The sequence below is a fragment of the Citrobacter sp. KH_055_1 genome (assembly GCF_057838705.1).
This window is the reverse complement of sequence record NZ_CM174473.1, coordinates 903,555-929,496: the sequence shown is the minus strand read 5'-3', so window position 1 is coordinate 929,496 and position 25,942 is coordinate 903,555. Positions and strand designations below refer to the sequence as shown.

The following is a 25,942-nucleotide window of genomic DNA, read 5'->3' as shown; positions in this document are numbered from 1 at the left end:
CCTTAGAAATACCCCTGACGTTTCTTCAGCTCCATGGAGCCCGCCTGGTCGCGGTCAATCACGCGGCCCTGACGTTCACTGGTGGTTGAGACCAGCATTTCTTCGATAATTTCCGGCAGCGTCTGCGCGTTTGACTCCACGGCGCCGGTAAGCGGCCAGCAGCCAAGCGTGCGGAAACGCACCATGCGTTTTTTGATAACCTCACCGGGTTGCAGATCGATCCTGTCGTCATCGATCATCATCAGCATGCCATCACGTTCCAGCACCGGGCGCTCCGCGGCCAGGTACAGCGGTACAATGTCGATATTTTCCAACCAGATGTACTGCCAGATATCCTGTTCAGTCCAGTTCGAAAGCGGGAACACGCGAATGCTTTCGCCTTTGTTAATCTGCCCGTTGTAGTTGTGCCACAGTTCCGGACGCTGGTTTTTCGGGTCCCAGCGATGAAAACGATCGCGGAAGGAATAAATTCGCTCTTTGGCACGCGATTTCTCTTCATCGCGGCGGGCACCACCGAACGCGGCGTCAAAGCCGTATTTGTTCAGCGCCTGCTTCAGCCCTTCGGTTTTCATGATGTCGGTATGCTTGGCGCTGCCGTGGACAAACGGGTTAATCCCCATCGCCACCCCTTCCGGGTTTTTATGCACCAACAACTCACAGCCGTAGGCCTTGGCTGTACGGTCACGGAATTCATACATCTCGCTGAATTTCCAGCCGGTGTCCACATGTAGCAACGGGAACGGCAGCGTGCCGGGATAAAACGCTTTGCGCGCCAGATGCAGCATTACGCTGGAGTCTTTGCCGATGGAATACATCATCACCGGATTAGAAAACTCGGCGGCCACCTCACGAATAATATGGATGCTTTCCGCTTCCAGTTGCCGCAGGTGGGTAAGTCGTTTTTGATCCATAACCGTTCCTATGTAATGCCGTTATTGTTCTAACGATGCTCAGATAACTCGACTATAGGGAGGGCAAGAGAACGAATGAAATTACGAATTGGAATGAGTAGTTCCTCAAAGGAATAACGATCTGGAAAAGCAAATATCAAAAAGTGCTTAAGCCGCCGGATTTCGGGCATTTAGGAGCAAATGAAATTGTTTTACCCCGATCACGGTTTCATACTAGCGGGTAAAAATTTATGCTTGGTATTTAAGGACTCACTATGTTTTCCGCATTGCGCCACTTTCCTGCTGCCCTGGCGCTCGGCGTGTGCTTTATCCTTCCCGCACAGGCAACCTCTTCGAAGCCCGGAGATATCGCCAACTTCCAGGCCCGCCATATTGCAACGTTTTTTCCTGGCCGCGTGACGGGCTCGCCTGCAGAAATGTTGTCTGCCGATTATTTACGTCAGCAGTTTCAGCAGATGGGATACAGCAGTGATATTCGGACGTTTAATAGCCGCTATGTGTATACCGCCAAAAATAACCATAAAAACTGGCATAACGTAACGGGTAGCACGGTAATTGCAGCACATGAAGGTAAGGCACCGCAGCAGATTATTATTATGGCGCACCTTGATACCTACGCGCCGCAAAGCGATGCCGACTCCGATGCCAATCTCGGTGGATTAACGCTGCAAGGGATTGACGATAACGCGGCGGGTCTCGGCGTGATGCTGGAACTGGCAGAAAAACTCAAGAATGTCCCGACCGAGTACGGCATCCGCTTTATCGCCACCAGCGGAGAAGAAGAAGGCAAGCTCGGCGCAGAGAACGTACTCAAACGCATGAGCGCCGCCGAGAAGAAAAATACGCTGCTGGTGATTAATCTCGATAACCTGATCGTCGGCGATAAGCTCTATTTCAACAGCGGGCAAAAAACACCTGAAGCGGTTCGTAAGCTCACGCGCGACCGGGCGCTGGCTATTGCACGCAGTCGCGGTATCTCCGCCAGCACTAATCCCGGTCTGAACAAGAACTACCCGAAAGGCACTGGATGTTGTAACGATGCGGAGGTGTTCGACAAAGCGGGGATTGCCGTGCTCTCCGTCGAAGCCACCAACTGGAATCTGGGTAACAAAGACGGCTATCAGCAGCGAGCCAAAACCGCCTCATTCCCTGCAGGCAACAGCTGGCACGACGTTCGACTTGATAACCAGCAGCATATTGATAAAGCGTTACCCGGCCGTATTGAGCACCGCAGTCGCGACGTTGTACGCATTATGCTGCCACTGGTCAAAGAGCTGGCAAAGGCGGGCTAATTCACCCGTATCCTGCCCGGTAGCATGCAGATGCTTACCGGGCCTGTTACCGATTACCCTTCGTGCAATCCGCACTCCCGCTTCAGTCCGAAGAAGCGCGTCTCTTCTTCCGCCATGCCCGGTTCCCATTTACGGGTGGTGTGGGTATCGCCTACCGACAGATAGCCTTGCTCCCACAGCGGATGATACTTCAGCCCGTGTTGTTGCAGGTACTGGTATACCGTGCGGTTGTCCCAGTCGATGATCGGCAGCAGTTTGAACACGCCACGCTGGATAGCCAGTACCGGCAAATGGGCACGACTGCCGGATTGCTCACGACGCAGGCCGGCAAACCAGGTTTGCGCATTGAGTTCTTGCAGCGCCCGGTTCATCGGCTCGACTTTGTTGATGTCATTGTATTTCTCAATGCCTTCAACGCCCTGTTCCCACAGTTTGCCATAGCGCGCTTCCTGCCAGGCGGCACTCTCTTTTGCCCGGTAAACCTGCAGATTAAGTTTGAGCGTGTCCGTTAACTCGTCAATAAACTGGTAGGTTTCCGGGAACAAATAGCCGGTATCGGTAAGGATCACCGGGATATCCGGGCGAATCTGATTCACCAGGTGCAGGCTAACCGCCGCCTGAATACCAAAGCTTGAAGAGAGCACGTAGTCGCCAGGCAGATTCTCCAGCGCCCACGCCACACGATCCTGCGCGCTCAGTTTTTCCAGCTGGCTGTTGGTTTCCGCCAGCGCCATGACGCGCTCAACTTTTGGTAGGTCGTTTAATGCGTGTAGATCGAGTACGGACATGATTACCTCATCCTATGCCTGATGGTGCTGCGCTTATCCGGCCTACGCAGTCGGTAGGCCGGATAAGGCATTTATGCCGCCATCCGGCAATTCAGGTTATTCCCAGAAATCCCGGGCGGGATCGAGCACCGGGCGAATAATGCCCGCACGCACCGTAAAATCGCCGAAGCCTTCACCCACTTCACGCTCTTTTGCCCAGCGCCCAATCAGTTCATCCAGCAAGGCCAGAATTTCTGTCTCGGTGATGTTCTCTTTGAACATCCGTGGAATACGCGTCCCGATACGGTTACCACCCAGGTGCAGGTTGTAACGTCCCGGCGCTTTCCCGACCAGGCCGACTTCTGCCAGCATGGCACGACCACAACCGTTCGGGCAGCCCGTCACGCGCAGCACAATGTTCTCGTCGCTCAACGCATATTTCGCCATCAGGGCGTCAATGCTGTCGATAAACGTCGGCAGGAAGCGCTCTGCTTCCGCCATCGCCAGCGGACAGGTCGGGAACGAGACGCAGGCCATCGAGTTTTCACGCTGCGGAGTCACGGCATTCATTAAGCCGCTCTGCTGCGCAATCTTCTCGATCTTCGCCTTTTCACTTTCCGGCACACCGGCAATGATCAGGTTCTGGTTGGCGGTAATACGGAACTCGCCTTTGTGGATCTTTGCTATCTCCAGCAACCCGGTTTTCAGCGGACGTCCCGGATAATCCAGAATACGGCCATTCTCAATAAACAGCGTCAGGTGCCATTTTTTGTCGATGCCCTTTACCCAGCCGATACGATCGCCGCGACCGGTAAACTCATACGGGCGAATCGATTCAAATTTGATGCCCGCCCGGCGTTCCACTTCTGCCTTAAAGGTCTCAACGCCGACGCGCTCCAGCGTGTATTTGGTTTTGGCGTTTTTACGGTCGGTACGATTACCCCAGTCGCGCTGGGTGGTCACCACTGCTTCCGCAATGGCCAGCGTGTGCTCCAGCGGCAAATAGCCAAATTCACTGGCGGTACGCGCGTAGGTTTTCTTGTTACCGTGCTCAATAGACAGCCCACCGCCAACCAGCAGGTTGAACCCCACCAGTTTGCCATTTTCTGCTACCGCGACGAAGTTCATGTCGTTGGCATGCAGATCGATATCGTTCTGCGGCGGAATAACCACCGTCGTTTTGAACTTACGCGGCAGATAAGTTTGACCGAGGATCGGCTCTTCATCGGTGGTGGCGACTTTTTTCTGATCCAGCCAAATCTCTGCATACGCCCGGGTGCGCGGCAACAGGTGTTCAGAGATTTTCTTCGCCCACTCGTAGGCTTCCGCGTGTAACTCGGACTCGTACGGGTTGGAGGTACACAACACGTTACGGTTCATGTCGTTGGCGGTCGCCAGCGCGTCCAGTCCGACCGAGTTGAGCATCTGATGCACCGGCTTGACGTTCTTCTTCAGAATGCCGTGAAACTGAAAGGTCTGACGGTTGGTCAGACGGATGCTGCCGTAAATCGTGTTGTCATAAGCAAACTTATCGATCGCCTGCCATTGTTTAGTGGTGATGACCCCGCCCGGCAGACGGCAGCGCAGCAGCATCGCATGACGCGGCTCCAGCTTCTGCTCGGCGCGCTCGGCGCGAATATCGCGGTCATCCTGCTGGTACATACCGTGAAAACGGATCAGCAGAAAGTTATCACCTTTAAAACCGCCGGTGAGGCCGTCATTTAAATCTTCCGCAATGGTGCCGCGCAGATAGTTGCTTTCCAGCTTCATACGTTCAGCGTCGGACAGCTTACCTTCGACCACCAGTGGCCCTGGATGTTTTTCACTCATTAGTAGACATCTCGCTGATAACGGCGCTCAACGCGCAGCTCACTTAAAAATTCATCCGCCGCTTCGGTATCCATCGCACCGAATTCGGCAATCACTTCCAGCAAAGCCTGCTCAACGTCTTTCGCCATGCGATTGGCGTCGCCGCAGACATAAATGTGCGCCCCGTCATTAATCCAGCGCCACAGTTCCGCACCTTGTTGGCGCAGTTTATCTTGTACGTAGACTTTTTCTTTTTGGTCGCGTGACCAGGCGAGATCGATCCGGGTAAGTACGCCCTCTTTGACGTAGCGCTGCCACTCCACCTGGTAGAGAAAATCTTCGGTAAAGTGCGGATTGCCAAAGAACAGCCAGTTTTTACCCGTCGCTTCATCGGCAGCACGCTGCTGCATAAAGGCGCGGAACGGTGCAATTCCCGTCCCCGGCCCAATCATAATGACCGGTGTTTCAGGATTGGCTGGCAGACGGAAGTTGTCGTTATGTTCAATGAACACACGTACTTCACCTTCTTCGCCAACGCGGTCGGCGAGGAAGCTCGAGGCTCCGCCGGCACGGGCACGGCCTTCGACGTCAAACCGCACGGCACCGACGGTCACGTGTACTTCGCTTTCGACTTCCGCCTGTGAGGAGGCTATTGAGTACAGGCGCGGGGTCAACGGACGCAGCAGACCGATTAACGCTTCCGCGTCCAGCTGCGCCGGAGAAAAGCGCAGCATGTCGACGATAGGCGTGGTGGCGGCATAGTGTTGCAACTGCGCTTTATCGCCCACCAGCGGCAGCAACGTTTCACTGCGCGTTAAGGTGGCGTAATTTTCTACAATATTGGCTGTGTTAACCGTCAGTTCGAAGTGCCACTGCAGCGCGTCGGTAAGCGGTAGCAATTTGCCATCAACCGTGACCGGCTCGTCGCCTTTCAGCCACAGCAGTTCAACAATCTCTTTGACCAGCGCCGGATCGTTTTGATACCACACGCCGAGCGCGTCGCCGGGCTGATAGCGCAGGCCGGAATCGCCCAGATCGATTTCGATATGACGCACGTCTTTTTCGGAGTCACGACCGGTGATTTTCTGATTCACGGAAAGCGACGCGCTAAGCGGCGCTTCTTTAGTGTACGGACTGGTATGCACCTCGTTAATCGCACCGCTCGCAGCGGTCTGTACAGAAGGTACAGCAGGCGCTCGTGCCTTCAACACATCAACCAGACGGGCGCGCCACTGCGCAGCTGCCGGTTGATATTCAACATCTGCATCTACACGATCCAGCAAGCGTTCACCGCCAAGCTCCGCCAGTTTGCTGTCGAAGTTTTTGCCAGACTGGCAGAAAAACTCATAAGAGGTATCGCCAAGGCCAAACACGGCGAAGGCGGTATTTTCAAGTTTCGGCGCTTTTTTAGAGAACAGGAATTTATGCAACGCCACCGCTTCTTCCGCCGGCTCACCCTCTCCCTGCGTCGAGGCCACCACGACCAGCAATTTCTCGTTGGCAATATTTTTAAATTTATAGTCGCCGGCATTGATCAGGGTGACATTGAGCTTCGCGGCAATAAGATCGTCACGCAGGGCTTCCGCCACGCGGCGCGCATTACCGGTCTGCGAGGCGGAGATGAGTGTGATCCCCGGCATTTCGGCAGCAGGTGCAGGAATAACCGCATTAGCGCCCGGCTGCTGATTCAGCACGCCCCAGAAATAGCCAGAAACCCACGCAAGCTGCGCGGGCGAGAGATCGGTCGTGGCCGCCTGAAGGCGTGCCAGCTGTTCCGGGTTTAGCGGAAGCAAAGCGGAAAGTGGGGCCTGTGTCGTCATGCGTTGTCATGTTCCAGTAAGCAAAGCGGATTTAAGCAATAAAACCCAAACTGAAGATAAGGTTAACGGCGAGAATAGTAACAATTAAAGAAGGGATAGAAATAACAAATAACCAAATGGACTAACCTGTTTTAGCTATAGTTATTAACGGCAAAACAGATTTAATAACCATATGATATATAGATAGTTATTTGATATTGATTGCGTGAATGCACTGTCAGGATACTCAGCGCCCGTTTAACTAATGATAAAATTCGTATTATAAGGTACCCTACGGCGGTTTTTTGCATTCTTGAGAGTAGATAATGTCCACCACCCTGTTTAAAGATTTCACCTTCGAAGCCGCTCACCACCTGCCGCACGTACCAGAAGGGCACAAATGTGGCCGTCTGCATGGTCACTCATTTATGGTGCGTCTTGAAATTACGGGTGAAGTCGATCCCCATACCGGTTGGATTATGGACTTTTCCGAGTTAAAAGCGGCATTTAAGCCGACGTACAATCGCCTTGATCACTACTATTTGAATGATATTCCGGGTCTTGAGAATCCGACCAGTGAAGTACTGGCGAAGTGGATCTGGGATGAGATGAAACCGCTGGTTCCGCTGCTGAGCGCGGTGATGGTAAAAGAGACCTGCACAGCGGGCTGCGTCTATCGCGGCGAGTGATTCAGAGTCATTGCCGGATGGCGGAGCGTCTTATACGGCCTACACGTATCTACAAGCGTAGGCCGGGCAAGCGAAGCGCACCCGGCAAAATTTATCAGGCAATATTCAGGTATTTATGCGTTTGCATCGACAGACGCCAGTTACGCGCAATGCAGGTATCAATACACAGGCGCGTGGCATCATCCTTCTGACTGATCGGCTGTAAAGCAATGATGCGCGGCTTATCATCGGTCAACGTCGCCAGCAGTTCATCCAGTGCTTCAATGTCGCGAACACGCCCCACCGGGTGCTTGATTTCATTGGCGCGTTCCAGCGCCTGAGATAACACGTCATAGCCGCCGCGCATATTCACCTTGGGAGAGACAGTCACCCAAGTGTTCGGCGTACAGCGGACTTCATGCGTGCCGCTGGTTTCAATCTGGCAGCTAAAGCCATTCTTTTCCAGCAAGTCGGTCAGCGGCATCAGGTCGTGAATGCAGGGTTCACCACCGGTGATCACCACATGGCGGGCGGTATAGCCCTGACGCTGAATCACAGCCAGCAGATCTTCGCTGCTCGCCGCGCCCCATTTATCGCTCTCTTTAGTCTTGGCCAGGATGCTGTAAAGCGAGACTTCCCGATCCTCAAGCTTATCCCAGGTGTGTTTGGTATCGCACCAGGCACAGCCAACCGGGCATCCCTGTAAACGAATAAAAATGGCGGGGACGCCGGTAAAATAACCCTCACCTTGCAGGGTCTGGAACATCTCATTAATCGGGTACTGCATAGTCTTCTCAATGTGGGGATAAACGATAATTATCGCAGATCCCCGCCAAAGTATCATGCCCGATCGTTGCTTTACGAGGCGATCGCCGTGACAAAGCGTGCCGTTATTTGTTGCGGACGGGTGATCGCCCCCCCAACCACTACGGTGTGCGCGCCTAATGCCAGACAGTGTGCGGCCCGTTCAGGGGTGTCGACATTCCCCTCTGCCACTACCGGCAGGCTGACTGCAGCCAGTACCTCACGTAAAAAACCACAGTCGTTATCCGCGAGCACATGCCCACGCGTCTCTGCCGTGTAGCCATAAAGCGTCGTACCCACGCAGTCAAAACCCAGTCGTTCTGCGGTGACGGCTTCGTCTACGCTGGCGATGTCCGCCATCAACAGCACTGACGGGTAGCGTGCGCGAATCTGCATAACCAACGCGTCCAGCGTTTGCCCACCGGGACGTGGGCGCGCAGTCGCATCAAGGGCAATAATTTCCGGCTCAACGGTCATCAACTCATCCACTTCCTTCATAGTGGCGGTGATAAACACGTCGCTACCCGGATAATCACGTTTGATGATCCCAATGATCGGCAGTGCGACGCTTTCTTTAATGGCGCGAATGTCCACGACGCTGTTCGCACGGATACCGACAGCCCCTCCCTGTGCTGCCGCCAATGCCATCCGTGACATGATAAACGGGCTGTGCAGAGGCTCATTTTCCAGCGCCTGACAGGAGACAATTAACTTACCTTTCAGCGTATCCAGTACAGTTTTCATTACGATAAAATCTCTTCAACTTCATTTTTGATAATGGTGACGTGCGGGCCATAAATCACCTGAACACCATTGCCACGAATAATCACGCCACGCGCCCCGGTTGCTTTCAGTGCGGCTTCATCAACCTTGCTGCCATCTTTCACCGTCACGCGTAGTCGCGTGGCGCAACAATCCACCTCTTCCAGATTCTCTTTGCCCCCCAGTCCGGCAACCACTGCTGCGGCACGTTCGCTTTGAGGCAACGCATTTTCTACTAACGTTGCGTTCTCACGACCCGGCGTCATCCAGCCAAAGCGGTTGATCAAATAGCGGAAGGTGAAGTAGTACAGGAAGAACCACGGCACGCCCACCATAGGCACGTACATCCAGTTGGTTTTCGCTTCGCCCTGCAATACGCCAAAGAGGATGAAATCGATCAGTCCTCCCGAGAAGGTTTGCCCGATGGTGATATGTAAAATATGGGCAATCATAAATGCCAGGCCATCGAAGAAGGCGTGAATGACATATAACACGGGTGCCACGAACAAGAAGGAGAACTCAATAGGCTCAGTGATTCCGGTCAGGAAGGAAGTCAGCGCAGCAGACAGCAGCAGACCCGCGACAACTTTTTTGTTCTCTGACTTCGCCGTGTGGTACATCGCCAGACATGCCCCAAGCAGACCGAACATCATGGTAATGAAGCGCCCGGACATAAAGCGCGATGTACCCACATAGAACTGCTGAGTGTTCGGATCGGCAAGCTGAGCGAAGAAAATACGTTGTGTGCCTTCCACTAATTGGCCGTTAACGATTTCACTGCCACCGAGTGCCGTCGTCCAGAATGGCAGATAAAAGATATGATGCAGACCCAGTGGACCAAGCATACGCAGGATAAAACCGTACAACAGCGTTCCCAGATAACCCGTTGCATCAACAAGGCCACCCAGTCCAAATATGAGTTTCTGGAAATGGGGCCAGACCACCATCATTGCGGCACCGACTGCAATCGCCGCAAGCGAGCTAATGATCGGAACAAAGCGCGAGCCGCTAAAGAAACCCAGAAACTGCGGTAGCGAGACTTTATTAAAGCGACTGTGCAGCGCGCAGGTAACAAGGCCTATCACCACACCACCAAACACACCCGTTTCCAGCGTCTGGATACCCAGCGTCATTCCCTGACCAACAGCACCTGGGTTCTCATGCGCCAGCGTCCCGTTCAGGATCAGCAAAGCGTTGATAGTGGCATTCATCACCAGAAACGCCAGCAGCGCGGCAAGCCCCGCAGTGCCTTTATCCGTCTTCGCCAGGCCCACTGCTACACCAACCGCAAAAAGCACCGACAAGTTGGCGAACACAATGGATCCCGCGCTGGTCATGATAGTGAAGATAGCCTGCAACCAGTCAACATCTAAAAACGGGTAAGCCGTCAACGTGTTGGGGTTTGATAATGCACCACCAATACCCAGTAACAGCCCCGCAGCAGGTAATATCGCAATTGGCAGCATAAACGATTTGCCAAACCGCTGTGCCTTTTCAAACCACGCCCCTGACGACGCGCCGCTAAACATATTCATCATTTTTTCATTCCCCTGACAATTGATGAAAATTTTTACCATAAATAATTTTATAAATGAAAATTATCATCAAAATTCTGGAAGTCGATCATACTTTTTTGAAATGACTGGCATCTCTCCCCCGCTTTCCGCCACACTATCGCCAGAGAAACGTATTAAGGATTTTGCATGCCTGAAAATGAAAACCTGCTGCTGAGACTGCGCCAGGGCGTAGACGGATACAGCCGTACACAGCAGAAGCTGGGTGAGTTTGTGCTGAGCGATCCGGCAAAAGTTGTCTATCTAACGATTACCGAACTGGCGCGCGAAAGCGACACCAGCGAGGCCAGCGTCACGCGTCTGTGCCGCACGCTAGGATGTAAGGGCTATAACGAATTTAAGATGGCGCTGGCGCTTGATCTCCAGCACGGACAGCCGATCGAACACGGCGGCGATGAGATTGACAATGTGGTCAATGAATCCGTACAGGCCTTGCAGGACACCGCAAAATTACTCGACAGGACATTACTCGAAGCCGCCGCCCTCGCGCTGCACCAGGCCCAGTCGGTACAGATTTATGGCGTGGCGGCCAGTGCGATTCTGGGGGAATATCTGCATTACAAACTGTTGCGTCTGGGCAAGCCCGCACAACTGTTCAGCGACATGCATCGTGCCGCCATGAATGCCACTACGCTTTCCAAAGACTCGCTGGTGGTGGCAATTTCCAGTTCAGGCTCCACTCGCGATCTGCTTCATGTCGTTAAACTTGCGCGTAAGCATGGCGTCCCCGTACTGGCGCTGAGCAACACGCCGCGCAGTCCGCTGGCTTCACTGAGTGATATCCAACTGGTTGCAGCCAAACCCGAAGGACCGCTGAGCGCTGGGGCGCTCAATGCCAAAGTGGGCGTAATGTTATTAGTTGAATTGCTCACCACATCGCTTATCGCGCTGGATGAAAAGTACAGCGATGTGAGTCAGCAAACCGCCAGTGCGACGCTGCCGCTGCTACTTTAAAGACATAAAAAAACCCGCCGAAGCGGGTTTTTACGTTAAGAGCTAAAGAACAGGATTACGCCTGACCTTTGATCTCTTTACGACCGTTGTACGGCGCTTGTTCACCCAGCGCTTCTTCGATACGAATCAGCTGGTTGTACTTAGCAACGCGGTCAGAACGGCTCATAGAACCGGTTTTGATCTGGCCTGCAGCGGTACCAACAGCCAGGTCAGCGATGGTTGCGTCTTCAGTTTCGCCAGAACGGTGAGAGATGACAGCCGTGTAGCCAGCGTCTTTCGCCATTTTGATCGCAGCCAGAGTTTCGGTCAGAGAACCGATCTGGTTGAATTTGATCAGGATGGAGTTAACGATGCCTTTGTCGATGCCTTCTTTCAGGATCTTGGTGTTGGTTACGAACAGATCGTCACCAACCAGCTGGATTTTGTCGCCCAGTACTTTAGTCTGGTATGCGAAACCGTCCCAGTCAGACTCGTCCAGACCATCTTCGATGGACACGATCGGGTACTGTTTGGTCAGTTCTTCCAGGAAGTGAGTGAATTCTTCGGAGGTGAATGCTTTGTTGCCTTCGCCAGCCAGAACGTATTTACCGTCTTTGTAGAATTCAGATGCTGCACAGTCCATCGCCAGAGTGATGTCTTTGCCCAGCTCGTAGCCTGCTGCTTTAACCGCTTCAGCAATAACAGCCAGAGCTTCTGCGTTGGAACCCAGGTTCGGCGCGTAGCCACCTTCGTCACCAACTGCAGTGTTCATGCCTTTGGCTTTCAGAACTTTAGCCAGGTTGTGGAACACTTCAGAACCCATACGTACGGCTTCTTTCAGGGATTTAGCGCCAACCGGCTGAATCATAAATTCCTGGATGTCGACGTTGTTGTCAGCGTGCTCACCACCGTTGATGATGTTCATCATCGGAACCGGCATAGAGAATTTGCCCGGAGTACCGTTCAGTTCTGCGATGTGTGCGTACAGCGGCAGGCCTTTAGCAGCAGCTGCTGCTTTAGCGTTCGCCAGGGACACAGCCAGAATGGCGTTTGCACCGAAGTTGGATTTGTTTTCAGTACCGTCCAGATCGATCATGATCTTGTCGATGCCAGCCTGATCTTTAGCATCTTTACCCAGCAGAGCCTGAGCAATTGGGCCGTTTACCGCGCCAACCGCTTTCAGTACGCCTTTACCCATGAAACGGGATTTGTCGCCATCGCGCAGTTCCAGTGCTTCGCGGGAACCAGTAGAAGCACCTGACGGCGCTGCTGCCATACCAACGAAACCACCTTCCAGGTGTACTTCGGCTTCAACAGTCGGGTTACCACGGGAGTCGATGATTTCACGACCGATGATTTTAACGATTTTGGACATTAGGTTTTCCTCAGTACAAGTTAAACTAAAACTCCAGACAAACAATGCACCCGGATGGGTGCATTGCCGTTCTAACTTTTTACTTCTTACTTCGCCTGACGCTTCTGATGTTCACTGGCGGCTTTCACAAAGCCGGCAAACAGCGGGTGCCCATCACGTGGCGTGGAAGTAAATTCCGGGTGGAACTGACAGGCCACGAACCACGGATGATTCGGTACCTCAATGATCTCGACCAACTGATCATCACCGGAGCGGCCTGCAACACGCAGACCCGCAGCTTCAATTTGTTTCAACAGCATATTGTTGACTTCGTAGCGGTGGCGATGGCGTTCAACAATTGTCGGCGTGCCGTACAGCTTACGCACCAGACTCTCGTCGTCCAGCTGACACTGCTGCGCACCAAGGCGCATCGTGCCGCCCAGATCGCTCTTCTCGGTACGGACTTCGACGTTGCCGTCTTCATCACGCCATTCGGTAATCAGGGCCACCACCGGGTACTTACAGTCTGGCACAAATTCCGTGGAGTTGGCGTTGTCCATACCCACGACGTTACGAGCAAACTCAATCAACGCTACCTGCATACCCAGGCAAATGCCCAGATAAGGAATATTGTTCTCACGCGCAAAGCGTGCCGTCGCGATTTTACCTTCAACACCACGGTAGCCGAAGCCGCCAGGGATCAGGATAGCGTCGAGACCTTTCAGGATCTCAACACCGCGCGTTTCAACATCCTGCGAATCGATCAGCTTGATGTTGACGGTGACACGATTCTTCAGACCACCGTGCTTCAGCGCTTCGATAACTGACTTATAGGCATCCGGCAGCTCAATGTACTTGCCGACCATACCGATAGTCACTTCGCCTGCCGGATTGGCTTCTTCGTAGATAACCTGTTCCCATTCTGACAGATTTGCTTCCGGACAGTTCAAGCTGAATCGTTTACAAATATAATCGTCCAGCCCCTGAGATTTCAACAAGCCTGGAATTTTATAGATAGAATCGACATCTTTCAGAGAAATCACCGCTTTTTCCGGGACGTTACAGAACAATGCAATTTTTGCACGTTCATTAGCCGGAACAGCACGATCGGAGCGGCAAATCAGAATATCAGGCTGAATACCGATAGAAAGCAGCTCTTTTACAGAGTGCTGAGTCGGTTTAGTTTTGACTTCACCTGCCGCCGCCATGTAGGGAACCAGCGTCAGATGCATAAACAGCGTATGTTCGCGGCCAATTTCCACGGCCATCTGGCGAATCGCTTCCAGGAACGGCAGAGATTCGATATCCCCAACGGTTCCGCCGATTTCGACCAGAACAACATCATGACCTTCACCGCCTTCCAGAACGCGTTCTTTGATTGCATTCGTGATGTGCGGGATAACCTGAACGGTTGCGCCCAGATAGTCGCCACGACGTTCTTTACGCAGAACGTCAGAGTAAATACGACCGGTGGTGAAGTTGTTGCGGCGGCTCATTTTGGTGCGGATGAAACGCTCGTAGTGACCCAGGTCCAGATCGGTTTCAGCGCCGTCTTCGGTAACGAACACTTCCCCGTGTTGGATTGGGCTCATAGTACCTGGATCGACGTTGATGTACGGATCCAGTTTCATCATGGTTACATTGAGGCCACGGGCTTCAAGAATGGCTGCCAGGGAGGCTGCGGCAATGCCTTTTCCCAGAGAGGATACGACCCCGCCGGTCACAAAAATATAGTTCGTTGTCATGCTGGACCTGAGAAGTTAGGGTGAAACGATGGAATTACCAAGACGGGAAAGTAGTATACCCGAACATGGCGAGCGCCACAAACTTTCATTATTCCTCCTCTTCACCAGGCTCACATTAACATCGGGAGTGAGAAAATAGCCCCTTTGGGGTAAATGTTTTTGACGTAAATCAATCGCTTGTTATTTAAAAAATCACACAAATCGCCCTTGACCGACGAAACCCCTTAGAGATCAATTTCCTGGCGTTTTACCTGTTGCCAGACTTCTTCCATAGTTTCCAGATCAACACCAGTCATTTCCAGACCGCGTTCAGCAACAATCCGTTCAACTTCACGAAAACGTCGCTCAAATTTTTCGTTCGCTTTCTGTAATGCGGTCTCGGCTTTTGTGCCTAAATGGCGGGCCATATTGACCGTGGCAAACAGCAGGTCGCCCATTTCCTCCTCCAGTTTAGCCTGGTCGACGACGGCCTGCTTCGCTTCGAACATGACTTCGTCGATCTCTTCATAAACCTTGTCGACCACCGGTCCTAACGTCTTCCAGTCAAAACCAACATTTGAGCAGCGTTTCTGGATTTTTTGAGCGCGCATCAGCGCCGGTAAACTACGGGGAATATCGTCCAATGCGGAATGTTGGGCTTTCTGCGCACGTTCTTCGCTTTTAATTTGCTCCCAACGGGTTAACACCTCAGTGCTGTTGCTGGCGGAAACATCGGCAAAAACATGCGGATGACGGCGTTCAAGTTTATCGCTGATGGCCGCACAAATATCATCAAAATTAAAGCGCCCTTCTTCCTGTGCCATCTGCGCGTAAAACACCACCTGGAACAGTAAATCCCCCAACTCTCCGCGCAGATCGTCGAAGTCTTCACGCGCAATGGCATCGAGCACTTCATAGGTTTCTTCGAGGGTATAGGGGGCGATGGTGGCGAAAGTCTGCTCTTTATCCCACGGACAGCCGTTTTCCGGGTCGCGCAGGCGCTGCATAATACCGAGCAGTCGGTCGATTTGATTCATTACAAGATCCTGAAAACGTAGGCCCGATAAGCAAAGCGCCATCGGGCATGGTGATATTGCCGGATGGCGGCACGCCTTATCCGGCCTACAAATGATTAATTACCGTGCAGACGACGTGCGTCGATCACATCCGGCACCTGATTGAGCTTGCCAAGTACGCGCCCGAGCACCTGCAGGTTATAGATTTCGATGGTCATGTCGATGGTGGCAAGCTGCTGTTTGGTATCGCTACGACTGGCAACCCCCAGCACGTTCACCTTCTCATTGGCGAGGATGGTGGTGATATCGCGCAATAAACCGCTACGATCGTTCGCCTGGACGCGGACCACCAGCGAATACCCCGCCGAGTAGCTTTCGCCCCAAACCGCATCGACGATACGCTCCGGCGCATGAGAACGCAGTTCTACCAACTGTTCGCAATCCGCCCGGTGCACAGATATACCGCGCCCCTGGGTGATGAACCCCACAATCTCATCGCCAGGAATCGGCTGGCAGCAGCGTGCGATGTGGTGCATCAGGTTACCTACCCCTTCAACCACCACGCGACCATCATCTTTACGGCGGTTTTGTGGCGCATGCGTTTTCTGCTGCAACTGCTTCAGCGCGGCGGCATCCTGCTCGGCGGCGCTCGGCTTGTTAAACTGCGATTGCAGGAAGTTCACCATCTGGTTAAGACGGATATCCCCACCGCCAATCGCCGCCAGCAGCTCTTCCAGCTCGTTAAAGTTGTAGCGCGGCAGCAGATGCTTTTCGGCTTCTTTCAGACTAATGCCTAAGTGCGCCAGTTCATCATCAAGGATTTGTCTGCCCGCGAGGATATTCTTGTCGCGATCCTGCTTGCGGAACCAGGCATGGATCTTGGAGCGCCCACGGCTGGTGGTCACGTACCCGAGGTTAGGGTTCAGCCAGTCGCGACTTGGGTTTGGCTGCTTCTGGGTGATGATTTCAATTTGATCGCCCATCTGCAACTGGTAGGTAAACGGCACAATGCGCCCACCAATTTTGGCACCAATACAGCGATGACCGACATCACTATGGATATGGTAAGCAAAATCAAGCGGCGTCGAGCCCGCCGGTAAGTCCACCACATCGCCTTTTGGCGTAAAGACGTAAACTCTGTCATCAAAGACCTGGCTACGGACTTCATCGAGCATCTCACCGGAGTCAGCCATCTCTTCCTGCCAGGCGATCAGCTTACGCAGCCAAGCAATTCGGTCTTCATGACCCGAACGCGCTGCACCTGAAGCGGTACCTTCTTTGTACTTCCAGTGCGCCGCGACACCCAGTTCGGCATCCTCGTGCATCTGTTTAGTGCGGATCTGGATTTCGATGGTTTTACCACCCGGCCCCAACACAACCGTATGGATTGATTGATAACCGTTGGGTTTGGGATTCGCGACGTAATCATCGAACTCGTCCGGCAGATGCCGATAGTGAGTATGTACTATCCCCAGTGCGGCATAGCAATCCTGTAACCGCTCGGCGACGATGCGCACGGCGCGCACATCGAACAGCTCATCAAAAGCCAGCTGCTTTTTCTGCATTTTGCGCCAGATGCTGTAGATGTGTTTCGGACGACCGTACACCTCGGCCTTCACGCCTTCTATTTTCATCTCTGAACGCAGGTGACCGACGAACTCATCAATGTAGTGTTCTCTGTCGATACGGCGTTCGTGCAACAGCTTGGCGATTCGCTTGTATTCGTCCGGATGCAGGTAGCGGAAGCAGTAATCTTCCAGCTCCCATTTTAACTGCCCGATACCTAATCGATTGGCCAGCGGCGCATAGATATTGGTGCACTCTTTTGCCGCCAGTACACGTTCGTCTTCTGGTGCGTCCTTGACTTCGCGCAGGTGCGCGATACGCTCCGCCAATTTAATGACCACACAGCGGAAGTCGTCGACCATGGCCAGCAGCATGCGACGGACGTTATCAACCTGTTCGGAAGAGACCGAATCGGTATGCGTGGCTTTCAGCTGACGTATCGCCGCCATATCACGCACGCCATGGATAAGATTGACGATTGACTTCCCCGCGTTCTCGCTCAGGATGTCTTCGCTGACCACGTTGGCATCCGCCAGAGGGAAAAGCATAGCGGCCCGCAGCGTGTCCATATCCATACTCAGCATAGAGAGAATTTCTACCATCTCCACGCCGCGCCACAACAGCAACTCCGCATCCGGATGCCCCTGTGTCTGCTGCAGGCAATACGCCCAGGTTTCGGCTAAGCGTTCACACGACTGCTGGCTGGTGATCCCCAGACTGGCGATCCATTTTTTGGGATCAAACTCACCAGCTTTATTAATATGTGCACTTCTTACCGCAACCATCGTCCTCTCCTTAAGGGGCCTGGCCTGTCGAAGTCGACAAGCCGTACCCATTGGGTTTCAGGCTACAGCGCGCCGAAATCCAGTGGGTATAAGATTCATTACCTATGCTCAAACAGGACCATTGACTCCAGGTGTCCGGTGTGCGGGAACATATCGAGCATCGCCAGTCGCTGAATGGCGTATCCCGCGTTGAGTAACGCTTCGCTGTCACGAGCCAGCGTAGCAGGATTACAGGATACATAAACAACGCGACCCGGTTTTAATTTTATAATATGTTGCATCACGCCTGCAGCACCTGCACGCGCGGGATCGAGTAAAACTTTGTCAAATCCGTTCTTTGCCCACGGCTGCCGGGTGACATCCTCCTCAAGATTCTCATGAAAGAATGTCACATTGTGTAATCCGTTATTCAGGGCGTTCTCGCGGGCTTTATCCACCAGCGCAGGCACGCCTTCAACGCCCACCACGCTTGCCGCACGGGTTGCTAGCGGCAGCGTGAAGTTACCCATGCCGCAAAACAGATCGAGCACCCGATCTTCAGGTTGTACATCCAGCCATTCCAGCGCTCGGGCAACCATCTGTTGATTTACCCCAGCATTCACCTGGATAAAATCGCGCGGGCTGAAGGTTAAACGTAGCCCATTTGAGTCATACCAGGGTGATTCTCCTGAAACGCGTTCCAGTATCTCGCTTTGCGGGGCCAGAAACAAAGACAGTCCCTGAGAATGCGAAAAGCATTCCAGTTTTTCTTTATCAGCAGTAATTAGCGGCGACGTATGGCGCAAAATCATCACCGTGCCGTTGCCAGCCTGCACTAATTCAACATGGCCAAGATGGCGTAACCCTTGCAGACTTTCCAGGCATGCCCTGATATCGGGCAGCAGCGCCTCAAGTTGGGGCACCAAAACGGGGCACTGCTTCACGTCGATAATGTCACTGGAGCCAGATTTACGAAACCCCATCTGCAACTGCTTTTCTTTCGCCCGATAGTTCAGGCTTAAACGCGCACGACGGCGATAGCCCCATGGCGTGTCGGCAATAACCTCTGACACTTCACATTTCATTAAGCGTGACAGCGCCGCGCTTTTGCTACGTTGCTGTAAAGAAATGCTGGCATGCTGCTGCTGGCAGCCACCACATACGCCAAAGTGTGGGCAACGTGGCACTTCACGGTCTGGGCTGTCATTTAAACGACGTTTGACTTGCGCGCGGGCGAACTGTTTTTTATCTTCGGTGATTGCCACCTCAGCGCTTTCCTGGGGCAGTAATTCCGGTATAAACAGGGTCTTCCCGTTATGGCGAGCGACGCCCTGACCAAAAGGATCGAGGTCATTGACGGTAACGGTTATGATCTGACGCGTCGTCACGCGTCGTTTTGCAGAGTAGAATTGCGCCATCGACGAGAGTTTTCTCTATTTAACAGTGTGACCCTAATTGTCCCATAACGGAACTCCATGACCAACTACAGCCTGCGCGCTCGCATGATGATTCTGATCCTGGCACCGACCGTCCTGATAGGTTTGCTGCTCAGTATCTTTTTTGTTGTGCATCGCTATAACGACTTGCAGCGTCAACTGGAAGATGCTGGTGCCAGCATCATTGAGCCACTCGCAGTCTCCAGCGAATATGGCATGAACCTACAAAATCGGGAGTCTATCGGCCAGCTTATTAGCGTGCTGCACCGTCGCCATTCCGAAATTGTGCGGGCGATTTCGGTCTATGATGAAAATAATCGGCTGTTCGTCACGTCAAATTTCCATCTCGATCCATCAGAAATGCAGCTGCCTGCCGGTGCGCCGTTTCCCCGAAAACTGAGCGTCATCCGCCAGGGGGATATTATGATCCTGCGCACCCCAATTATATCGGAAAGTTATTCTCCGGATGAGTCTGCGGTCAGCGACGCGAAAAACACAAAAAATATGCTGGGGTACGTGGCGCTTGAGTTAGATCTTAAATCGGTGCGGCTACAGCAGTACAAAGAAATCTTTATTTCAACCGTGATGATGCTGTTTTGCATCGGTATTGCGTTAATTTTTGGCTGGCGTCTGATGCGCGACGTGACCGGCCCTATCCGCAACATGGTGAATACCGTTGACCGAATACGACGAGGGCAGCTCGACAGTCGAGTAGAAGGCTTCATGCTGGGCGAGTTGGATATGCTGAAAAACGGCATCAACTCGATGGCGATGTCGCTGGCGGCCTACCATGAAGAGATGCAGCACAATATCGATCAGGCCACGTCTGACCTACGCGAAACGCTGGAGCAGATGGAGATCCAGAACGTTGAGCTGGATCTGGCGAAGAAACGCGCCCAGGAAGCGGCGCGTATCAAATCCGAGTTTCTGGCAAACATGTCGCATGAGCTGCGTACGCCGCTCAATGGCGTGATTGGCTTTACCCGCCTGACGCTAAAAACCGAGTTGAACACCACCCAGCGCGATCACCTGAATACCATTGAACGCTCCGCCAACAATTTGCTGGCCATCATCAACGACGTGCTCGACTTCTCCAAACTGGAAGCAGGCAAGTTGATTCTGGAAAGTATCCCGTTCCCACTACGCAGCACGCTGGACGATGTGGTGACGCTGTTGGCGCACTCCTCCCATGATAAAGGGCTGGAGCTAACGCTCAATATTAAGAACGACGTGCCAGACAATGTGATTGGCGATCCACTGCGTTTGCAGCAGGTCATCACCAATCTGGTCGGCAATGCCATCAAATTTACCGAGAGCGGCAATATCGATATTCTGGTGGAGAAACGCGCCCTCAGTAACACCAAAGTGCAGATTGAAGTGCAAATCCGCGATACCGGTATCGGCATTCCGGAACGCGATCAGTCGCGCCTGTTCCAGGCCTTCCGCCAGGCGGATGCCAGTATTTCGCGACGCCACGGCGGCACCGGGCTGGGCCTGGTGATTACGCAAAAACTGGTCAACGAAATGGGCGGGGATATCTCCTTCCACAGTCAGCCCAATCGTGGATCAACCTTCTGGTTCCACATCAGCCTTGACCTCAATCCTAACGTACTCAGTGAACGCTCACCTACCCGCTGTCTGGCCGGGAAACGACTAGCCTACGTAGAACCCAACGCCAATGCGGCACAATGTACGCTGGATATCCTGAGCGAAACGCCGCTGGAGGTGATTTATAGCCCGTCATTCTCCGCGTTGCCGGCAGAACACTACGATATTCTGCTGCTTGGCGTACCGGTGACGCTGCGCGAACCGCTCACCATGCAACATGAACGGCTGGCAAGCGCCCGGGCAATGACCGACTTCTTGTTACTGGCGCTGCCTTGCCATGCGCAGATTAACGCTGAGAAATTAAAACAAGGTGGCGCTGCGGCGTGTCTGTTAAAACCGCTCACGTCAACCCGCCTGCTGCCTGCCCTGACGGAGTATTGTCATCGGAACCAAAGCAACGAGCCGTTGCTGGTCGACGAGAGCAAAATTGCGATGACCGTCATGGCGGTAGATGACAACCCGGCGAATCTCAAACTGATCGGCGCATTACTGGAGGATAAGGTACGCCACGTCGAACTTTGCGACAGCGGGCATCAGGCGGTGGATCGCGCCAAACAGATGCAGTTTGATCTGATTTTGATGGATATTCAGATGCCGGATATGGACGGTATTCGCGCCTGTGAACTAATCCATCAACTCCCTCATCAACAGCAGACGCCGGTGATTGCGGTTACCGCGCACGCCATGGCCGGGCAAAAAGAGAAACTCCTCAGCGCCGGGATGACTGACTATCTGGCAAAACCGATTGAAGAAGAGAAGCTGCACAATCTGCTGCTGCGCTACAAACCTGGTACTGGTACAGCCATCCGGGCTATTGCCACAGAGCCTCTTGAGCCGGTGGTCAACCCGAACACGACGCTCGACTGGCAGTTGGCGTTGCGGCAAGCCGCCGGAAAAAATAATCTGGCGCGCGATATGCTGCAAATGCTGATCGATTTTCTGCCGGAGGTGCGTAATAAAATCGAGGAACAGCTGGTCGGTGAAAACCCGGAAGGGCTGGTCGATTTGATCCACAAACTGCACGGCAGCTGCGGCTACAGCGGCGTTCCACGCATGAAGAACCTGTGCCAGCTCATCGAACAACAACTGCGCAGTGGAACCCAGGAAGAAGATCTAGAGCCTGAGTTTTTAGAGCTGCTTGATGAGATGGACAACGTGGCACGCGAAGCGAAACGGATATTGGGGTGATGTTCGCCGGATGCGGCGTAAACGCCTCATCCGGCCTACAACTCAGCGTAACTGCAGCCCTGCATTGAGGGTTGCAGCCACGTTGCGAGCCGTCATGCGGACATTTTCTTTCGCATTCTTCAGCGCATCTTCCAGCGTACAGATGGTATAAATCACGCTAAAAACAGCATCAATACCATGGTCATGCACAATGCCCACATCCGGGGTCAGGCTGCCGGCAATACCGATAACCGGTTTGTTATAACGCTTCGCAACGTTCGCTACACCAACGGGGACTTTGCCATGTATGGTCTGGCTGTCGATACGCCCTTCACCGGTCACCACTAAATCGGCATCTGCGACCCAGGCATCAAGATGCAACGCATCGGTCACGATCTCAATACCGCTACGCAACTGTGCGCCGCAAAATGCATACAGTGCCGCGCCCATGCCCCCGGCGGCACCGCCGCCAGCCAGTTCCAGAACGTTAACGTCCAGATCGCGGGAGATCAGCTGAGCATAATGGGTTAACGCTCGATCCAAACGGGCAACCACTTCTGGCGTGGCCCCTTTTTGCGGGCCGAATACCGCCGACGCGCCCTCTTTACCGGTAAGCCGGTTCGTCACGTCGCAGGCTACTTCGATTCGACACGCGGCAAGGCGCGCATCTAACTGCGAGATATCAATCCTGGCAAGCGCTTCCAGTCCCGCACCACCATGGGCAATATCGTTATCCTGCGCATCCAGTAATCTTGCACCTAGCGCCTGCACCATCCCCGCGCCGCCATCGTTGGTTGCGCTACCACCAATGCCAATGACGATATGCTCCACGCCCGCGTCCAGCGCGTGACGTATCAGCTCTCCGGTTCCCCTGGAGGTGGTTTTTAGCGGGTCACGTGAACCCACGGGTACCAGCGCCAGCCCGCTGGCTGCAGCCATCTCAATAAATGCCGAGCGCGCATCTCCCGATAAACCATAAAATGCCTGAACACTGCTCCCCAGAGGGCCTGTAACATCAACATGAACAAGGCGTCCTGCGGTTGCGGCAACCATCGCTTCAACTGTTCCCTCGCCGCCATCGGCAACCGGGATCTTGACGTAATCCGCATCAGGCCAGATCTCACGAAAACCCTGCTCAATCGCAGTTGCTACCTCAAGCGCACTCAGACTCTCTTTGTAAGAGTCCGGAGCAATGACTATTTTCATAAGCCGTCCTTATGCATGTTGATTCTGTTAATCATACACCTGAAGAAGTGCCGGTTCCTGTCAGAACCGGCATAACGCTTAGCGAACCATGCACGGGCGCTTGTTATCAAACGTCCAGTTCGGGATCAGGTATTGCATTCCCATGGCATCATCACGCGCACCCAAGCCGTGTTGCTGATACAGTTCGTGGGCTTTCATTACCTGATCCATATCGATCTCTACACCCAGACCCGGTTTTGCCGGAACCTGTACCATGCCGCCTTTGATTTCAAACGGCTCCTTGGTCAGGCGCTGATTGCCTTCCTGCCAGATCCAGTGGGTATCGATGGCGGTGACCTTGCCCGGTGCCGCTGCCGCCACATGAGTGAACATCGCCAGCGAGATATCAAAGTGGTTGTTGGAGTGTGAGCCCCAGGTCAGACCGAACTCATGGCACATCTGCGCCACACGCACCGAACCCTGCATGGTCCAGAAATGCGGGTCCGCCAGCGGGATATCAACGGATTGCAGCGACAGCGTATGTCCCATCTGACGCCAGTCAGTAGCAATCATGTTGGTGGCCGTCGGCAGCCCGGTCGCGCGACGGAATTCCGCCATCACTTCACGCCCGGAGAAGCCCTGTTCGGCACCGCACGGATCTTCTGCATAGGCCAGAGAGCCTTTCAGATATTTACCGATGCTAATGGCTTCATTGAGCGACCACGCACCGTTAGGATCCAGCGTCACTCGTGCCTGTGGGAAGCGTTTCGCCAGCGCCACAATCGATTCCGCCTCTTCTTCCCCTGCCAGCACGCCGCCTTTCAGTTTAAAGTCGTTGAAACCATATTTCTCATACGCTGCCTCCGCAAGACGCACCACCGCATCCGGGGTCATTGCTTCTTCATGACGCAGGCGATACCAGTCACATTTTTCATCTGGCTGGCTCTGATACGGCAGCGGCGTCGCTTTACGGTTGCCGACGAAGAACAAATAGCCGAGCATTTCGACTTCGCTACGTTGCTGTCCATCACCCAGCAGAGACGCGACGTTGACGCCCAGATGCTGGCCCAGCAGATCAAGCATTGCCGCTTCAATACCGGTAACCACATGAATAGTGGTACGCAGATCGAAGGTCTGCAAACCGCGCCCGCCGGCATCGCGATCGGCAAACTGGTTACGTACCGCGTTCAGCACGTTTTTATATTCGCCGAGCGTTTTACCCACTACCAGCGGAATCGCATCTTCCAGGGTCTGGCGGATTTTCTCGCCGCCAGGGATTTCGCCGACACCAGTATGACCAGAGTTATCTTTGATAATCACAATATTACGTGTGAAGAACGGGGCATGTGCGCCGCTCAGGTTCATCAGCATACTGTCGTGGCCCGCAACCGGGATCACCTGCATGGCGGTAACAACGGGGGTCGTAAATTGTGTGCTCATAATAAAGTCCTTATTCAAAATCTAGTGGCGGCCGAAAACGGGGCGTTTACGGTCGAAGGTCCATCCAGGGATCAGGTACTGCATCGGACCCGCATCATTACGCGCGCCGCCGGGCAGTCTCTTGTAGGCTTCATGGGCCTTGTTAACCTGTTCCCAGTCCAGCTCCACGCCCAGCCCTGGGGCGTCCGGAACCGCAATTTTTCCGTGCTTAATCTCCAGCGGATTTTTGGTCAGGCGGCAATCGCCCTCCTGCCAGATCCAGTGGGTATCAATCGCCGTCGGCTTGCCGGGCGCAGCAGCGCCCACGTGGGTAAACATCGCCAGCGAAATATCGAAGTGGTTGTTCGAGTGACAGCCCCAGGTCAGCCCCCAGTCATCGCACAACTGTGCCACGCGCACCGCACCAGAAAGCGTCCAGAAGTGCGGATCGGCCAGCGGAATATCGACGGAGTTCAGCATCACCGCGTGGCCCATTTCGCGCCAGTTAGTGGCGATCATGTTGGTCGCTACAGGTAGACCAGTCGCGCGGCGGAATTCTGCCATCACTTCGCGACCCGAGAACCCTTGTTCGGCACCGCACGGATCTTCAGCGTAGGTCAGCACATCGTTCAGCCCCTTGCACAATGAGATAGCTTCATCCAGCAGCCAGGCGCCGTTAGGGTCGACCGTAATACGTGCATCCGGGAAACGTTTTTTCAGCGCACGGGCGGTCTCAATTTCCTGCTCACCGGGTAGCACGCCGCCCTTGAGTTTGAAATCTTTAAAACCGTAGCGGTCCTGAGAGGCCTCCGCCAGGCGCACAACCGCCTCGCTGTTCATCGCTTGCTGATGACGCAGGTGATACCAGTCATGGTTGCCCAGCGTCGTCTCCAGATACGGCAAATCTGTCTTCGTGCGATCGCCTACGTAGAACAGATAGCCCAGCACGGTTACCGCATCGCGCTGCTTGCCCGGCCCTAACAGTTCACAGACCGGCACGTTGAGCGCTTTGCCCAGCAGGTCGAGCAGCGCTGCTTCCAGCGCAGCTACCGCATTAACCCGCAGCTCAAAGGTCCAGGCGCCTTTACCGAAGGTGTCAAAGTCAGCGGCCTGGTTGCCTTTATGCACCTGCTGCACCACTTTGTTCAGACGGGCGACTTCCTGGCCTAATACCATCGGGATGGCGTCAAGGAGCGTCTGATAAATCACTTCACCGCCCGGCGCTTCACCGACGCCGGTATTCCCGGCGTTGTCGGTCAGTACCACGATATTGCGGGTAAAATACGCGTTATGCGCACCGCCGATGTTGAGCAGCATGCTGTCATGACCGGCTACCGGAATAACCTTCATGTCGGTGATAACGGGACTCGATTGTGTTGTCATC

19 protein-coding genes are annotated in these 25,942 nt (G+C 53.8%); 4 read left to right on the top strand and 15 right to left on the bottom strand.

Annotation, left to right across the window (positions count from 1 at the left end):
- Positions 1–2 precede the first annotated feature (2 nt).
- Positions 3–911 carry a sulfate adenylyltransferase subunit CysD gene (gene cysD / locus AC3ITF_RS04470; RefSeq protein WP_003034152.1) on the bottom strand — a complete coding sequence of 303 codons (909 nt, stop codon included), beginning with the start codon at positions 909–911 and terminating at the stop codon, positions 3–5.
- A gap of 254 nt (positions 912–1,165) precedes the next feature.
- Here cysD and AC3ITF_RS04465 point away from each other — a divergent pair, with 254 nt between their 5' ends.
- Positions 1,166–2,203 carry an aminopeptidase gene (locus AC3ITF_RS04465; RefSeq protein WP_096755914.1) on the top strand — a complete coding sequence of 346 codons (1,038 nt, stop codon included), beginning with the start codon at positions 1,166–1,168 and terminating at the stop codon, positions 2,201–2,203.
- Between the two features lie 53 nt (positions 2,204–2,256).
- Here AC3ITF_RS04465 and cysH read toward each other — a convergent pair whose 3' ends face one another.
- The 3 genes from cysH to cysJ form a co-directional block, all read right to left on the bottom strand.
- The gene (gene cysH, locus AC3ITF_RS04460) at positions 2,257–2,991 is read right to left on the bottom strand and encodes a phosphoadenosine phosphosulfate reductase (RefSeq protein WP_115257608.1); all 735 of its coding nucleotides are present in this window, start codon (positions 2,989–2,991) and stop codon (positions 2,257–2,259) included.
- Between the two features lie 96 nt (positions 2,992–3,087).
- Positions 3,088–4,800 carry an assimilatory sulfite reductase (NADPH) hemoprotein subunit gene (gene cysI / locus AC3ITF_RS04455; RefSeq protein WP_174361408.1) on the bottom strand — a complete coding sequence of 571 codons (1,713 nt, stop codon included), beginning with the start codon at positions 4,798–4,800 and terminating at the stop codon, positions 3,088–3,090.
- Entirely contained in the window at positions 4,800–6,599 is a 1,800-nt protein-coding gene (cysJ, locus tag AC3ITF_RS04450; RefSeq protein WP_489176166.1) for an NADPH-dependent assimilatory sulfite reductase flavoprotein subunit, read from the bottom strand. The genes cysI and cysJ overlap by 1 nt, the downstream gene beginning before the upstream one ends.
- Before the next feature lie 305 nt (positions 6,600–6,904).
- Here cysJ and queD point away from each other — a divergent pair, with 305 nt between their 5' ends.
- Positions 6,905–7,267 carry a 6-carboxytetrahydropterin synthase QueD gene (gene queD / locus AC3ITF_RS04445; protein WP_096755909.1) on the top strand — a complete coding sequence of 121 codons (363 nt, stop codon included), beginning with the start codon at positions 6,905–6,907 and terminating at the stop codon, positions 7,265–7,267.
- A gap of 94 nt (positions 7,268–7,361) precedes the next feature.
- On the opposite strand, the gene queE is transcribed toward queD, so the two are convergent.
- From queE to AC3ITF_RS04430, 3 genes are all read right to left on the bottom strand, one after another.
- Entirely contained in the window at positions 7,362–8,033 is a 672-nt protein-coding gene (queE, locus tag AC3ITF_RS04440; protein ID WP_137400259.1) for a 7-carboxy-7-deazaguanine synthase QueE, read from the bottom strand.
- A gap of 71 nt (positions 8,034–8,104) precedes the next feature.
- Positions 8,105–8,794, bottom strand: coding sequence for an N-acetylmannosamine-6-phosphate 2-epimerase (locus AC3ITF_RS04435; protein WP_135911489.1), 690 nt, complete (start codon positions 8,792–8,794; stop codon positions 8,105–8,107).
- Positions 8,794–10,350, bottom strand: a complete 1,557-nt coding sequence (locus AC3ITF_RS04430) for a PTS transporter subunit EIIC (protein ID WP_489176165.1) — start codon at positions 10,348–10,350, stop codon at positions 8,794–8,796. Before AC3ITF_RS04430 ends, AC3ITF_RS04435 begins: the two co-directional genes overlap by 1 nt.
- 165 nt (positions 10,351–10,515) lie before the next feature.
- On the opposite strand from AC3ITF_RS04430, the gene AC3ITF_RS04425 reads away from it, so the two are divergent.
- On the top strand, positions 10,516–11,340 hold the full coding sequence (locus tag AC3ITF_RS04425; RefSeq protein ID WP_115257600.1) for a MurR/RpiR family transcriptional regulator: 825 nt from the start codon (positions 10,516–10,518) through the stop codon (positions 11,338–11,340).
- Positions 11,341–11,395: 55 nt separating this feature from the next.
- Here the strand turns inward: AC3ITF_RS04425 and eno are convergent, their stop codons facing one another.
- From eno to rlmD, 5 genes are all read right to left on the bottom strand, one after another.
- Positions 11,396–12,694: a phosphopyruvate hydratase gene (eno, locus tag AC3ITF_RS04420; protein WP_115257599.1), complete on the bottom strand. Its 1,299-nt coding sequence runs from the start codon at positions 12,692–12,694 to the stop codon at positions 11,396–11,398.
- An 86-nt stretch (positions 12,695–12,780) separates the two neighbouring features.
- Positions 12,781–14,418 carry a glutamine hydrolyzing CTP synthase gene (gene pyrG / locus AC3ITF_RS04415; protein WP_096755904.1) on the bottom strand — a complete coding sequence of 546 codons (1,638 nt, stop codon included), beginning with the start codon at positions 14,416–14,418 and terminating at the stop codon, positions 12,781–12,783.
- A gap of 224 nt (positions 14,419–14,642) precedes the next feature.
- Positions 14,643–15,434, bottom strand: coding sequence for a nucleoside triphosphate pyrophosphohydrolase (gene mazG / locus AC3ITF_RS04410; protein WP_117343141.1), 792 nt, complete (start codon positions 15,432–15,434; stop codon positions 14,643–14,645).
- 95 nt (positions 15,435–15,529) lie between these two features.
- Entirely contained in the window at positions 15,530–17,764 is a 2,235-nt protein-coding gene (relA, locus tag AC3ITF_RS04405) for a GTP diphosphokinase (RefSeq protein ID WP_115257597.1), read from the bottom strand.
- A 98-nt stretch (positions 17,765–17,862) separates the two neighbouring features.
- Positions 17,863–19,161, bottom strand: coding sequence for a 23S rRNA (uracil(1939)-C(5))-methyltransferase RlmD (gene rlmD / locus AC3ITF_RS04400; RefSeq protein WP_489176164.1), 1,299 nt, complete (start codon positions 19,159–19,161; stop codon positions 17,863–17,865).
- Between the two features lie 57 nt (positions 19,162–19,218).
- Here rlmD and barA point away from each other — a divergent pair, with 57 nt between their 5' ends.
- Positions 19,219–21,975 carry a two-component sensor histidine kinase BarA gene (gene barA, locus AC3ITF_RS04395; RefSeq protein WP_135911482.1) on the top strand — a complete coding sequence of 919 codons (2,757 nt, stop codon included), beginning with the start codon at positions 19,219–19,221 and terminating at the stop codon, positions 21,973–21,975.
- Between the two features lie 42 nt (positions 21,976–22,017).
- Here the strand turns inward: barA and AC3ITF_RS04390 are convergent, their stop codons facing one another.
- From AC3ITF_RS04390 to AC3ITF_RS04380, 3 genes are all read right to left on the bottom strand, one after another.
- On the bottom strand, positions 22,018–23,160 hold the full coding sequence (locus AC3ITF_RS04390) for a glycerate kinase (RefSeq protein ID WP_135911481.1): 1,143 nt from the start codon (positions 23,158–23,160) through the stop codon (positions 22,018–22,020).
- A 78-nt stretch (positions 23,161–23,238) separates the two neighbouring features.
- Positions 23,239–24,579, bottom strand: a complete 1,341-nt coding sequence (gene gudD, locus AC3ITF_RS04385) for a glucarate dehydratase (protein WP_135911480.1) — start codon at positions 24,577–24,579, stop codon at positions 23,239–23,241.
- A gap of 21 nt (positions 24,580–24,600) precedes the next feature.
- Positions 24,601–25,941: an enolase C-terminal domain-like protein gene (locus tag AC3ITF_RS04380; RefSeq protein WP_135911479.1), complete on the bottom strand. Its 1,341-nt coding sequence runs from the start codon at positions 25,939–25,941 to the stop codon at positions 24,601–24,603.
- Position 25,942 lies beyond the last annotated feature (1 nt).